10 protein-coding genes are annotated in these 12,696 nt (G+C 75.0%); 5 read left to right on the plus strand and 5 right to left on the minus strand.

Going from position 1 to position 12,696, the window contains the following annotated elements:
- Positions 1–61 precede the first annotated feature (61 nt).
- Together GR130_RS11265 and GR130_RS11270 are read right to left on the minus strand one after the other, a co-directional pair.
- The gene (locus tag GR130_RS11265; protein ID WP_159504593.1) at positions 62–499 is read right to left on the minus strand and encodes a subtilase-type protease inhibitor; all 438 of its coding nucleotides are present in this window, start codon (positions 497–499) and stop codon (positions 62–64) included.
- A 312-nt stretch (positions 500–811) separates the two neighbouring features.
- Positions 812–1,471 (minus strand): TetR/AcrR family transcriptional regulator, encoded by a 660-nt coding sequence (locus GR130_RS11270; protein ID WP_159504594.1) that lies wholly within the window; start codon positions 1,469–1,471, stop codon positions 812–814.
- 122 nt (positions 1,472–1,593) lie between these two features.
- On the opposite strand from GR130_RS11270, the gene GR130_RS11275 reads away from it, so the two are divergent.
- Positions 1,594–2,364 (plus strand): SDR family NAD(P)-dependent oxidoreductase, encoded by a 771-nt coding sequence (locus GR130_RS11275; RefSeq protein WP_159504595.1) that lies wholly within the window; start codon positions 1,594–1,596, stop codon positions 2,362–2,364.
- A 118-nt stretch (positions 2,365–2,482) separates the two neighbouring features.
- Here the strand turns inward: GR130_RS11275 and GR130_RS11280 are convergent, their stop codons facing one another.
- Positions 2,483–3,571: a DUF3533 domain-containing protein gene (locus GR130_RS11280; RefSeq protein WP_159504596.1), complete on the minus strand. Its 1,089-nt coding sequence runs from the start codon at positions 3,569–3,571 to the stop codon at positions 2,483–2,485.
- Positions 3,572–3,795: 224 nt separating this feature from the next.
- Here GR130_RS11280 and GR130_RS11285 point away from each other — a divergent pair, with 224 nt between their 5' ends.
- The 3 genes from GR130_RS11285 (at position 3,796) to GR130_RS11295 (ending at position 9,619) form a co-directional block, all read left to right on the plus strand.
- Positions 3,796–7,302: a DNA polymerase III subunit alpha gene (locus GR130_RS11285; RefSeq protein WP_159504597.1), complete on the plus strand. Its 3,507-nt coding sequence runs from the start codon at positions 3,796–3,798 to the stop codon at positions 7,300–7,302.
- The gene (locus GR130_RS11290) at positions 7,299–8,456 is read left to right on the plus strand and encodes a DNA polymerase Y family protein (RefSeq protein ID WP_159504598.1); all 1,158 of its coding nucleotides are present in this window, start codon (positions 7,299–7,301) and stop codon (positions 8,454–8,456) included. The genes GR130_RS11285 and GR130_RS11290 overlap by 4 nt, the downstream gene beginning before the upstream one ends.
- 299 nt (positions 8,457–8,755) lie before the next feature.
- Entirely contained in the window at positions 8,756–9,619 is an 864-nt protein-coding gene (locus GR130_RS11295) for a lipase family alpha/beta hydrolase (protein WP_159504599.1), read from the plus strand.
- 79 nt (positions 9,620–9,698) lie between these two features.
- Here the strand turns inward: GR130_RS11295 and GR130_RS11300 are convergent, their stop codons facing one another.
- Positions 9,699–10,991 (minus strand): APC family permease, encoded by a 1,293-nt coding sequence (locus GR130_RS11300; protein ID WP_236572975.1) that lies wholly within the window; start codon positions 10,989–10,991, stop codon positions 9,699–9,701.
- An 80-nt stretch (positions 10,992–11,071) separates the two neighbouring features.
- On the opposite strand from GR130_RS11300, the gene GR130_RS11305 reads away from it, so the two are divergent.
- A complete protein-coding gene (locus GR130_RS11305) occupies positions 11,072–11,539 on the plus strand; it encodes an Lrp/AsnC family transcriptional regulator (protein WP_159504600.1) in 468 nt (155 codons plus the stop codon).
- A 52-nt stretch (positions 11,540–11,591) separates the two neighbouring features.
- Here the strand turns inward: GR130_RS11305 and GR130_RS11310 are convergent, their stop codons facing one another.
- On the minus strand, positions 11,592–12,572 hold the full coding sequence (locus tag GR130_RS11310) for a lytic polysaccharide monooxygenase auxiliary activity family 9 protein (protein WP_159504601.1): 981 nt from the start codon (positions 12,570–12,572) through the stop codon (positions 11,592–11,594).
- Positions 12,573–12,696: the final 124 nt, after the last annotated feature.

Genomic DNA, 12,696 nt, shown 5'->3' on the forward strand with positions numbered 1-12,696 from the left:
CCGGCCCCCGGACGGTTGCGTCGTCCGGGGGCCGGTGGCATGAGTGGCGCGGGGAGGTCGGTCAGAACTCGAAGACCGAGCCGTGGTCCGCCATCTCACAGGCGTTGGGGAAGACGTGCGTGTACGAGAGGCGGCGGCCCTGCCAGACGCCGTCCGCGGTGACCACGACGGGGTCCCAGATCTGGGGGCATATCCGGCCGCTCTCGGTCGCCGTCACCTCGGTGAAGTCGCCGGACGCCGCGCGCAGTTGGGTGCAGGCGGTCCGTGCGTACGGGTGGCTGCCGGACGCGCCCGGCATACAGGTGAGGGTCGCCGCGCGCAGCGCCGTGGCGGTCTCGCGGCTGTCGCCCTGACCGACCGTCAGCACCAGCTCGCTCTGGGCGTACAGCCCGCCGGTCCGCGCGGGCTGCACCGGTGCGGTGGCGGCCTGTGCGGTGGTGGCGAGCGACCCCAGGACCAGCGCCGCGCCGAGCGCAATCGCACCAGTGATGTACCGCATAACGAGCTCCTTTGCTCGTAGGTTTCAGATACCGGACGGGAGTCTGGCCCAACCGCATCTCAAACGCACGCGGGGCGTTCACTTTCAGTCGTTGGGTGAAAGCTGAGGGTAATGGCGCGATCGCGCCGGGTCGCAGGGGAGTGGGCTGCGGGGGCTGTGGGGCGCTGCCAGCACGGATGCGGCCGGGCCGGTGTCCCCGCCGGGTGTGCGGGCGGGCCCGGGAGGGAGGAATCCGGCCGCCGACCGGTCGTTCGGGAGGTATTCGATCTCCGGCGATTGGCCGAAGGTCCGGGCCAGTTGTGAAGCGCCCGGCTACTTGTGACACTTGTTCAGCTCCGGCAGTCCCGCGGTCAGCGCGCGCATCCCGCGGACGACCAGTTCGCCGGGCCCGTGCGGGCCGTCCGGCCGCTCCTCGCCCGCGGCCCACTCCTCGACCGCGACCCGCATCGCGGTGTTGGCGGCGGCGGCGGCCAGCCGTACCGCCAGGGGGTCCGCGCCGGTCAGCCGTGCGAGGACCGGCCGCAGCGCCTCCTCGGAGTCGTGGTGGACGCGGTGCCAGACCGCGCGCAGCCCGGGGTCGCCGGGCATCGCCCGCAGCAGCCCGCGGGTCCAGCGCAGCGCCTCGGCGGCCGGTTCGCCGGCCGGGGTGAGGGCCCGGCGGGCGGCCGCCTCCAGCGCCTCGCGGGCGGGCGGCGCGTCCGGTCCGGCGGTCACCGCGGCCAGGTCGTCGATCCACTGCCGCACGCCGACGGCGAGCAGCGGCGCCACCGCGTCCTCCTTGGTGCGGAAGTAGCGGTAGAAGGTGCGCAGCGCGACGCCCGAGGCGCGGGCGATCTCGTCGGCGGTGACCCCGGGGCCGCGCTCCGCGAACAGGGCCGCCGCGGTGCGGGCGATCTCCAGCTGGGTCTCGGCCTTGCGCCGCTCCGTGAGGGAGGGGCGGGGCCGCGGCTCGGGGTGGGGTGCGGTGGGCATGGGGTCAGCTTACGGAGCGCGGTGACAGAACGGCATGACATGTGAATCTGGCACATCGTGCCAAGTGGGCGTACGGTGCGGACGTACCCCAGTGAAGGGGCCTTCGAGAACGGAGCAGCACCATGAACCGCTTTGACGGACGCCGCGTACTGGTCACCGGAGCCGGCTCGGGCATCGGGCAGGCCACCGCCCACCGGATCCTCGCCGAGGGCGGCCGGGTCGTGGCGGTGGACGTCGACACCGCGGGCCTTGCGGCCACCGCCGACCGCGCCGCCGCGGACGGCGCCGCCGGGCGCCTGGAGGCCGCCGCGCTCGACATATCCGACGAGGCCGCGGTCCGCTCCGGCGTCGCCGCCGCGGTGGAGCGCCTCGGCGGGCTCGACGTCCTGGTCAACGCGGCCGGCATCCTGCGCTCCTCGCACACCCACGAGACCAGCCTGGACTTCTTCAACAAGATCATCTCGGTCAATCTGACCGGCACCTTCCTGATGATCCGCGAGTCGCTGCCCGCCCTCCTGGCGGGCGTGGCGCCGGTGATCGTCAACTTCAGCTCCACCTCCGCCTCGTTCGCGCACCCGTACATGTCGGCGTACGCGGCGAGCAAGGGCGGCATCCAGTCCATGACGCACGCCATCGCGAGCGAGTACGGCAAGCAGGGGCTGCGCGCCGTGTGCGTGGCGCCGGGCTCCATCGCCAGCAACATGACCACCGGGCGCGGCCCGGGGCTGCCCGAGGACGCCGACATGAGCCTGTTCGCGAAGCTCGCCCCGGCCATCGGGCAGGGCTTCGCGGGCCCGGAGACCGTCGCCGGCGTCGTCGCGATGCTCGCCTCGGAGGACGGCGCGTTCATCACCGGCACGGAGATCCGGATCGACGGCGGTACGCACATGTGACACCCAACGCCCCTGTGGCCAGGGGGTGTTGCGGGAGACGGCGCCCCGTGTGTGCCGCGTCGGGAGGGGCGCGGCAGGCGCGGGGCGCCGGGTCCGTCCGCGGACCGTTCGCTCCCGGTTACGCCGGCAGTCGCTCCCCGCCGCCGGCCGGCTCCCCGCTCCCCGGCTCGCCGTCCGCCCGCTCGCCGTTCGTTCCGCGGAGCGTCGCGAGGGCGAGGGTGGCCAGGGTCCCGCCCACCGCCCAGGCGGCGAGCACCAGCAGCGGTCCGGTCAGCGCCCGGCCGTTGAAGTACGCGAGGGAGCGCGCCGCCCAGGTGCCGGCGCCCGGCGGCAGCGCGGGCCCGATCGCGTGCCAGAACGGCGGCAGCAGCGGATACGGATAGGCGCCGCCCGCGCTCGGGTTGCCGAACACCACGATCACCAGGATCGCCAGGCCGATGCCGATGACGCCCAGCAGCCCCTGGAACGCCAGCGTCGTGGCTCCCACCGCGAAGACGACCAGCGCGCCCAGTCCCCACAGTCCGAAGAGGCTGCCGGGCAGCGCGCCGAGGACCGGGCCGACCACGATCGCCCCGGCCAGCCCGGCGGCGATCGCGTACAGCGCCAGCGCGGCCAGCCGGATGACGGCCCGCTGCCCGTTGGCCGGGCGGGCCCCGGCGCTGACCGCCAGGATCGCGGCGCACAGATAGCCGCCCACGCACCAGCCCACGGCCAGGTAGAACGACGACAGGCTGCGGCTGTCGCCCGCGGCGGCCGGCGCCACGTCCTCCGTGCGGACGGCCCGCTGCCGGGCCTGCTCCGCCTTGACCACGACCGCCTCGACGGCCTGGGAGAGCGAGGCCCCGCCGCCGCCGGCGACCAGCAGCCGGTCGGTGCGGCCGTGTGGATCGACGATCAGCGCGGCGTCGATCGCCCGGTCGTCGATCCGGCGCCGCGCGGCCTGTTCGGAGGCGGCCGGGCGCGGGTCCAGCGGTGCGCCGGGCAGCCGGTCCAGCTGGCGCACCAGCTGCCCGCCGGCCGGGCCGGGCGCGACCACCGCGAGCGGCACCCGGTCCGGCTTCGGGTGGTGGAAGGCGCCGGTGTACGACGTGATGAACGCGACCATCAGGCCCAGCACACCGATCACCAGCAGCGCCGCCCGGGGCGTCACCGCGTTCTTCACCTCCTCCAGGAAGGTGATCCGGGTGCCGCCGTCGGTCGTGGCCATGCGCCGCTCCGTTCCGGGATTGCGGCCCTGTTTTCCGGGCTTTATGGCCATATCTTCCGGTCGATGGTGGGGCCGTGCAGATTGGGTGGGCTGATCGACGGATGGGTACGGGCGGCTTCCCGAGCCGCGCGTTCGTACGAGTGTTCGAGTTGGCGTTATGGTGGAGGGAGTGAAACGAGGGACACGGAGTCGGCCAGGGGGCGGATGAGGCGCAGGAGGTGCGGATGCCCGGGTTCACGCATCTGCACACCGCTTCGGGGTTCTCCCTGCGCTACGGCGCCTCCCATCCGGAGCGGCTGGCCGAGCGCGCCGCCGAGCGCGGAATGGACGCCCTCGCGCTGACCGACCGGGACGGGCTCTCCGGCGCCGTACGGTTCGCCAAGGCCGCCGCCGAGGCCGGTGTCCGCCCGCTGTTCGGCGCCGAACTGGCCGTGGCGGAGCGGGAACCGGCGCCCCGGCCCACCGCCCGCCGCCGCACCCCGGTGCGCGGCGGCGCCTTCCTCGACGAGTCCGCCGCCCGCGCCGTCTTCCTGGCCCGGGACGGCGCCACCGGCTGGGCCGCCCTGTGCCGGCTGGTCTCGGCCGCCCACGTGGGCCGGGGCGAGCGGCCCGTCCTTTCCCAAGACGCCCTGGAATCCGCCACGGACGGGCTGACCGTGCTGCTCGGACCGGACTCCGACGTCGGCCGGGCGCTGGCCGCCGGCCGCCCGGACCGCGCCGCCCGGCTCCTCGCCCCCTGGCGCGAGCTGTACGGCGACGCGCTGCGCCTGGAGGCCGTCGACCACGGGCGCCCCGGCAGCGGCCCCGGCTCGCTGCGGCTGGCCGCCCGCACCCTCGGCTTCGCCGTCGACCAGGGCGTGTGCGCGGTGCTGACCAACGCGGTCCGCTACGCCGATCCCGGCCAGGGCCCGGTCGCCGACGTCCTGGACTCCGCCCGCCGGCTGGTGCCGGTGGACCGGCACCGCCCCGAGACCTGGGACAGCGGCGAGCGCTGGCTCAAAGGCACCGCCGCGATGAGCCGCACCGCCGACCGGATCGCCGAGGCGGCCGGCTTCCGGCGCGGCGTCGCCCACCGGCTGCTCGCCATGACCGAGGAGACCGCCGGGGAGTGCCTGGTGGACCCGCAGGACGACATCGGGCTGGGCCGCATCCACTTCCCCGAGCCCCGGCTGGTCGGCGCGGAACACCGCACCGCCGCCCGGGTGCTGCGCTCCCGCTGCGCCGCCGCGATGGTGCTGCGCGGCTACGACCGCGACCGCACGCGCTGGGCCCGGCTGCACGACGAACTGCGCACCATCGAACGGCTCGGCTACCCCTCGTACTTCCTGACGGTCGCCCGGGTCGTCGACGACGTGCGGGAGCGGGGCATCCGGGTCGCGGCCCGCGGGTCCGGCGCCGGATCCCTGGTCAACCACCTCCTGGGCATCGCGCACGCCGACCCGGTCGAGCACGGGCTGCTGATGGAGCGCTTCCTGTCCGAGCGGCGGGCCGCGCTGCCGGACATCGACATCGACGTCGAGTCGGCCCGCCGGCTGGAGGTCTACCACGCGATCTTCGACCGCTTCGGCGCGGAGCGGGTGGCGACCGTCTCGATGCCGGAGACCTACCGCGTACGGCACGCCGTACGGGACGTGGGCGTCGCCCTCGGCATGGATCCGGCCCGGGTGGACCGGCTCGCCAAGGCGTTCCCGCACATCCGGGCCCGGGACGCGCGGGCCGCGCTGGCCGAACTCCCCGAGCTGCGCGGCGTCCGGGAGAGCGCCGACGAGCGGCTGTGGCCGCTGGTCGAGGCGCTGGACGCGCTGCCGCGCGGGATCGCCATGCACCCGTGCGGGGTGCTGCTCTCCGACGCCACGCTGCTGGACCGCACGCCCGTCGTGCCGACCAGCGGCGAGGGGTTCGCGATGTCCCAGTTCGACAAGGAGGACGTGGAGGACCTCGGGCTGCTCAAGCTCGATGTGCTGGGCGTGCGGATGCAGTCCGCGATGGCGCACGCGGTCGCCGAGATCGGCCGGGCCACCGGGGTCCGGCTCGACCTGGACGACCCGGCGCAGGTGCCGCCCGGCGACCCGGCCACCTACGACCTGATCCGCTCGACCGAGACGCTGGGCTGCTTCCAGATCGAGTCGCCCGGCCAGCGCGACCTGGTCGGCCGGCTCCAGCCCGCCACCTTCCACGACCTGGTCGTCGACATCTCGCTGTTCCGGCCGGGGCCGGTCGCCGCCGACATGGTGCGGCCCTTCATCGAGGCCCGGCACGGCCGCGCGGCGGTCCGCTACCCGCATCCCGACCTGGCGGAACCGCTGCGCGAGACCTACGGCGTGGTGGTGTTCCACGAGCAGATCATCGAGATCCTGCGGATCATGACGGGGTGCCGGCGGGACGAGGCGGACGAGCAGCGGCGCGCGCTGTCGGACCCGGAGAAGCAGGGCCGGGTGCGCGCCTGGTTCGCCGGGCGGGCCGAGCGGCGCGGATACGCACCCGAAGTCGTCGCGCACACCTGGGAGATCGTCGAGGCGTTCGGCGCGTACGGCTTCTGCAAGGCGCACGCGGTGGCGTTCGCGGTGCCCACCTACCAGTCCGCCTGGCTCAAGGCGCACCACCCCGCGGCCTTCTACGCCGGGCTGCTCACCCACGACCCCGGGATGTACCCGAAGCGGCTGCTGCTCGCGGACGCCCGGCGGCGCGGGGTGCCGGTGCTGCCGCTCGATGTGAACCGGTCGGCGGTCCGCCATAGAATCGAACTGGTGTCCGGCGGAGAGGGTTCCCGCGGTGTCTGGGGGCTGCGGCTCGCGTTCTGCGACGTGCACGGCATGAGCGAGGCCGAGGCGCGGCGGATCGTGGACGGGCAGCCCTACCGCTCGCTCCAGGACCTGTGGCAGCGGGCCCGGCCGGGCCGCCCGGTGGCCGAACGCCTCGCCCGGGTGGGTGCGTTGGACGCCTTCGGCGCCAACCGGCGGGACCTGCTGTTGCACATCGCCGAGCTGCACCACCGGCAACGCGGCGCCTCCGGCGGCCAGTTGGCGCTGCACACGGACCAGGACGCGCCCGACCGGATCGAGCCGGCGGGCCTGCCCGACCTCGGCGACGCCGAACGGCTCAGCGCCGAGCTGGGTGTCCTCGGCATGGACGCCTCCCGCCATCTGATGGCCGACCACCGGGAGTTCCTCACCGAGCTGGGCGCGGTGCCGGCCCGGCTGCTGCGCACCGCCCGGCACGGCGAGACGGTGCTGGTCGCCGGGGCCAAGGCGGCCACCCAGACCCCGCCGATCCGCTCCGGCCGCCGGGTCATCTTCACCACCCTCGACGACAGCACCGGCCTGGTCGACTGCGCCTTCTTCGAGGACAGTCACGAGAGGTGCGCCCACACCGTCTTCCACTCCTGGCTGCTGCTGGTGCGCGGTACGGTCCAGCGGCGCGGGCCGCGCAGCCTCAGTGTGGTCGGCGCGGCGGCCTGGAACCTCGCCGAACTGGCCGAACTGCGCCGCGAGGGCGGCCTGGAGGCGGTCACCGCCCGGCTCGCCGCCACACCGGACCGGCCGGCCGGGGACGCGACCGCGGCGGGCGCCGGGGGCGGCGCCGCGCCGGAGCCCGAGCCGGTCGCCGCCGGGCGCACCATCCGCCTGGAGACCGGCTACGAGATGCACCCCTGGGCCGACCTCCAGCCGCCCGGCGAGCGCGCCGCCACCGGCCGCAAGTTGTGGCACTCCAGCCCCGGGAGCGCGGGATGAGCGCGGCACCGGGGCCGCCCGCCGCCGTACCGCCGGAGCCCTCCGGCGCCCCGCGGCCGGCCGGCATGCTCCACGTACGCTTCCGGACCGCCGACGGCGAGCCGGTCGGCGCCGAGCAGTACGAGCAACTGCTGCGCCTGCTGGGCCGGTTCACCCCGGCGATCGAGGCGCTGCCGCCGGACGCCGCGCTGGCCGACGTCCGCGGGGCGCTGCGCTACTTCGACCGGGACGCGGTGGGCATCGCCGAGCTGATCCGGCTGCGCGCGCTGGCCTGGCACGGGGTGCGGTGCACGATCGGGATCGGAGGCAACCCGCTGCTGGCCCGTATGGCGGCCCGGGAAGCGCCGCCCGGAGAGATCCGGGCCGTTCCCGCGGACCCCCGGGAGGTCGCCGCCTTCCTCGACCGCCGCCCGGCCGCGGCACTGGACGGCGTCGGGCCGGCGACCGCGCGCGCCCTGTGCGGGTACGGGCTCGACAGCGTCGGCCGGATCGCCGCCGCACCGCCCGCCACCCTCCAGCGGATCCTCGGCGCGAAGGCCGGCCGGGCGGTCTCCGAGCGGGCCCGCGGTATCGACCCGACGCCGGTCACCCCCAACGCCTCCGCCCGCTCGATGGGCGCCGAACACCGCTTCGCCCACGACGAGTTGGACCCCGTCCGGCGCCGCCGGGCGCTGCTCTCGCTCGCCGACGGACTCGGCGCCCGGATGCGCGCGAGCGGGCAGGTGGCCCGGGCGCTCACCCTCACCGTCCGCTACGCCGACCGCTCCACGACGACCCGTACCCGGCGGCTGGAGGAGCCGACCGCACACGGCCCCGCGCTGACCGAGGCGGCCTACGCCCTGCACGCCGCGCTCGGCCTCCAGCGTGCGCGGGTGCGGTCCCTGGCGCTGCGCGCGGAGGACCTCTGCCGCGCCGAACTCGCCGCGCACCAGCTGACCTTCGACCCGGCCGACGACAAGGCGCACCGCATCGAGGCGGCCGTGGACCGCGCCAGGGCCCGCTTCGGTACCGGCTCCGTACGCCCCGCGGCCACGCTCGGCCCGGCCCCCGGAACCGGCACCGCCCCGGCGCCCGGGCCTCCCGGCCCGGCCCGCACCACCGGCCGCCGGCCCCCGTGGCCGGCGGGCAACCCCCTGGGCCCGTCGGGCAGTTAGCCCCTGCCCCCACCCCCGCCCCACTCCGCCCCACTCCGCCCGGGAGGGAAGCACCCTCTCGGGCGCGGCGTATCGGCATACGGCGCGTGAAGTCTGCCCAAATACACGCAACCGGCGTTTCGCACCCGGGCGTTCGGTGAGGGTTGTGTGCGGTTTCCTTCACCGTCATACCGCTGGTAAGTCCTGCTTACCCGGCCGTAACTTACTTGTCAGTTACCACGTTGGCCCTTGCGATCCGGATCGCAGGTGAACGGCTCACCGAGCACTTCGGAGTCCCCTCATCTCGCAAGGAGCATCGTATGAAGTTGCGCCGGTCACGCATGCGCCGGCCGAGAAGGCTCGCCCTCCTCCCGGTCGCCGCCCTGGCCATGGGCATCACCACCGCCACCCCTGCCGCCGCCGCCCCCACTATCAGCAGCGGTTGGAACAACTTCTCCTGCAAGCCCTCCGCCGCCCACCCCCGCCCGGTGGTCCTGGTACACGGCACCCTCGGCAACGGCACCGACAACTGGCTCGGCCTCGCGCCCTACTTGGTCGACCGCGGCTACTGCGTCTTCTCCCTGGACTACGGCCAGCTGCCCGGCGTCCCGGTCTTCTACGGGCTCGGCCCGGTCGACGGCTCCGCGCAGCAACTCGCCACCTATGTGGACCGGGTGCTGGCCGCCACCGGCGCGCCCAAGGTCGATCTCGTCGGGCACTCCCAGGGCGGCATGATGGCGCGCGTCTACATGAAGTTCCACGGCGGTGCGGACAAGGTGAACACGCTGGTCGGGCTGGCTCCCGACAACCACGGCACCACCCTGGACGGGCTGACCAAGCTGCTGAACCTCTTCCCCGGCGCCAAGCAGTACATCGACAAGTTCACCCCGGGGCTGACCGACCAGGCCGTCGGCTCCGACATCCTCAACCGCCTCAACGCCGGCGGCGACACCCTCCCCGGCGTCCACTACACCGTCATCGCGACCAAGTACGACGAGGTCGTCACGCCCTACACGTCGGGGTACCTCAACGGCCCCGACGTCCACAACGTGCTGCTCCAGGACCTGTGCCCGGTGGACCTCTCCGAGCACGTCGCCATCGGGACGGTCGACCGGGCCGCCTTCCACGAGACGGCCAACGCGCTGGACCCGGCGCACGCCACCCCGACCACCTGCGTCTCCTGACCGGCGGCCGGCCCGGCCGGCGGACAGCGGCGGCCCGGCCCGCACCCCCGGTGCCGGCCGGGCCGTCCGCCGCGGTACGTCAGCCGTTGCCGCGCCCCGGCCGACGCAGTGTCAGGAAGCAGCCGGACGCCGCCGCCAGCGCCGCCGGGATCAGCAGCAGCCACCCCGAGAAGGCGAGCACCCCCGCCGTCAGCACGGAACTGGCCAGCACGCCGTACCACAGGAGGGTGCGGCGCGGCAGCAGCACCAGCGCGGCGGCCAGCCCGGCCAGCGTCACCGCGGCCAGGCAGGTGGCGGTGGCCCGCATCAGCAGATCGAGATCGGTGCCGCCGGACCCGGCGGCCACGGCCAGGACGACCGACGCCGCGCCCAGCACCGCCAGCGAGCGGCGCGGCACCTCGCCCGGCGCCCCGCCCTTGGCCAGCCAGCGGGGCGCCGCCCCGTCCCGGCCGAGCGCCGCGCCGAGCCGGGAGGCCCCGGCCAGGTACGCGTTGGCCGTCCCGAAGGTGAGGAGCAGCGCCGCCGCGGCGGCCACCGGGCGGGCGGCGCCGCCCACGCTCCGGGTGAGCAGCGCGGTCAGCGGGGTGTCGGTGTCCGCGGCGGCCGGCCCCAGCACGCCGACGGTGGCCACCGCGAGCCCCAGGTAGAGCACCGTGATGACAGCCAGGGTGCGGCGGGTCACCCGCGGCAGGTCCCGCGCCGGATCGGCGAATTCACCGGACAGGTGGCTGGCCGCCTCCCACCCGGCGAACGCGAAGAACAGCACCGAGGCCGCCGAGCCGACCGACGCCCAGCCGCCCGGCATGAACGGGGTGAAGTGCGCGGCGGACACCTGCGGGGCGGCGGCCAGGACGGTGCACAGCAGCACCGCGGCCAGCAGCCCGCCGAGCAGCAGCTGCACCCGCCCGGACATCCGCAGCCCGACCGCGTTGGACACCAGCGACCCCACCAGCACCGCCCCGCCGACCGCGGCCGCGCCGGCGTCGCCCCAGCCCACCGCGTCGGCCACGTACTTGCCGCCGATCCACGCGGCCGAGACCACCCCGATCGGCACCGCCCCGTAGAACCACCACCCGACCACCGCCGCGGCCCGCGGGCCGATGGCCCGGTGCACGTACGTGGCGACGCCCCCGCCGTCGGGGAACCGCGCGCCGAGCGCCGCGAACGAGGCGGCCACCGGGACGCACATGGCCAGCAGGACGACCCAGGCCAGGATCGAGGCGGGGCCGGCCGCGGCCGCGGCCAGCGACGGCAGCGTCAGGACACCCGGGCCCAGGACGGCGCCCGCGCAGAGCGCGGTGCCGCTGCCGATGCCCAGCCGCCGTACATCCGGCGGCGCGGAAGCGGAAAGGGATGATTCTTGTACGGACACGGGCCCTGACGGTAGCCGTTCGATTGGTCACATTGAGCTGCCACCGAACGAAATTCGGTTCGTGCGGCACCATGGGACCCATGGACGACATTGATTCGGCGATTGTCCGCGAACTCCAGCGCGATGCACGGCAGACCAACCGTGAACTCGCCCGCCTGCTGAACATCGCCCCCTCCACCTGCCTGGAGCGGGTCCGCGCGCTGCGCGCCCGCGGCGTGATCACCGGCTACCGCGCCACGGTGGACCTGCGCGCCCTCAACCGCCCCGTACAGGCGCTGCTCACGGTCCGCATCCGGCCCATGAACCGCGAGGTCATCGAGCGCTTCAAGGCGTTCTTGACCTCGCTGCCCGAGGTGCTCAACGTCTATGTCGTCGCGGGCGGCGACGACTTCCTGGTCCATGTCGCGGTCCCGGACGTCGACCGGCTGCACGCCCTGCTCATGGACCAGGTCTTCAAGCGCCGCGAGGTCGTCGACTGCCGCAGCTCGGTCGTCTACCAGCACGTCGCCAACGACATCATCGAGCCGCTGCCGCCCGAACGGGCCTGACGGCCTGACGGGGGCAGCGGCCCGGGGCGATCGGCCGCGGAGCCGGAGCGGCTCAGCCGTGGTTGCGGACGGCCCTGCGGCGGGCGGTGGTGAACAGCACCGCGGCGCCGATGGCGAGCACCGCGGCGCCGCCGATGGCGAGCGGGGCGGTGGCGGCGTTGCCACCGGTCTCGGCCAGCCGGCGGCCGTCGACGGGCCGCGCCGCGCCGTCGGGGTGCGCGCCGCCGGCCACCGAGGCGGCGTCCGCACCCGCGGCCGCCGCCGGCCGGCCCGCGCCGCCGGCCATGTGGCCGTGCCCGCTCATGTCCATCGACGACCTGCCGGCGCCCGCCGCTATCTGGCGGTCGGTCGGCGCGGAGGCGGTGGGCGCCGGCGTCGCCGACCCGGTGCCGCCGCTGTCCTTGCCGAAGACCACGTCGGAGCAGGTGTAGAACGCCTCGGGGCTGTCCGAGCGCTGCCAGATGCTGTAGACGAGGTGGCGGCCCGAGCGGGCGGGCACCTTGCCGTCGAAGACGTACTCCCCGTTGGTCAGCGTCGGGTCGGTCACCTTCGCGAACGGTTGGGACTCCAGGTCCGACCACTTCAGCGGCTTGGTCGGGTCGTAGCCGTCCTTGGTGAGGTACAGCTCGAAGGAGCCCTTGTGCGGGGCGGTGGCCTTGTAGTGGAAGGTGTGGTTGCCCGCCTGCATCTTCGTGGACGGCCAGTCGGCGCGCGGCAGGTCCAGGCCCTTGTACTCGGGGTTGCCGGCGCTGCACAGCCGGCCGTCCGGGATCTTCTCCTTGGACCTGCCGCCCGCGTTGCCGTCCCGGACCGCGTTCCAGTCGTAGAGCGCCTGGGTGCCGCCGACCTGCACGGCCGCCTTGCACGCCGCCGACTTGGGGTGCTCCGGACCCTCCGCGTAGCAGGCCGCGACCCGGCTGACCGGGTCCGACATCGTCCCGTGCGCGGCGGCCGGGGCCGCGGCGAGCACGGTGAGCGCCAGGGGGGCGACGCCGACCAGGGCGATCACGGTGGCCTTGCGACGAACGGTCATCGTGGGGGGCTCCTTCATCAGGTGCGTCGGGTTCGGGGGTGGGGGAGCGAAGGCGGAGGTGGGGGGTCGGGACGCGGGTGCCGCGGTGCCGCCCCCCGGTGAACGGCACCGGCGGGTACCCGAA

Origin of the sequence: Streptomyces sp. GS7 (genome assembly GCF_009834125.1) — a bacterium.
Taxonomy (GTDB): domain Bacteria; phylum Actinomycetota; class Actinomycetes; order Streptomycetales; family Streptomycetaceae; genus Streptomyces.